Raw genomic sequence first — 581 nt, forward strand, 5'->3', positions numbered from 1 at the left:
CGTTACGGATATCGCCGTATTCGTGATGAACTGGCAGTCCGTGGGTGGAAAGTTAACCACAAAAAGGTTCAGAGACTCATGAAGAAGATGGGCCTTCAATGCCTGGTTCGCATGAAAAAGTATAAGTCATATAAAGGGACCGTCGGCAAGATTGCACCGAATCATCTGGACCGCCAGTTCACGGCTGGGGCGCCAAATGAGAAATGGGTGACGGACATTACGGAGTTTAAGTTATTTGGAGAAAAGCTGTATCTATCGCCCATTTTGGACTTATTCAACGGGGAAATTATCACCTATACCATGGGTTCACGACCAACCTATTCTCTGGTATCCGAGATGCTGGATGCAGGACTGAAGCGTCTGCCAGAAGAACACCAACTTCTCCTTCATTCAGATCAAGGATGGCATTACCAAATGAAGCCGTATCGCCATGCGCTTAAGTCGAGTGGCATTCTCCAAAGCATGTCACGAAAAGGGAATTGTTACGACAATGCCGTCATAGAGAATTTCTTCGGCATTCTTAAGTCGGAGTTTCTGTACTACAAAGAGTTTGAAAGTGTGGAACATTTTAAGGAAGAACT

1 protein-coding gene is annotated in these 581 nt (G+C 45.4%); it reads left to right on the forward strand.

Annotated elements, in window-relative coordinates; translation table 11 throughout:
* On the forward strand, positions 1-581 hold a 581-nt coding region (locus ACPV3A_RS37750; protein ID WP_426205020.1), incomplete at both ends, for an IS3 family transposase.

This window comes from Paenibacillus sp. Dod16, from assembly GCF_049893405.1.
Classification (GTDB): Bacteria; Bacillota; Bacilli; order Paenibacillales; family Paenibacillaceae; genus Paenibacillus_AQ.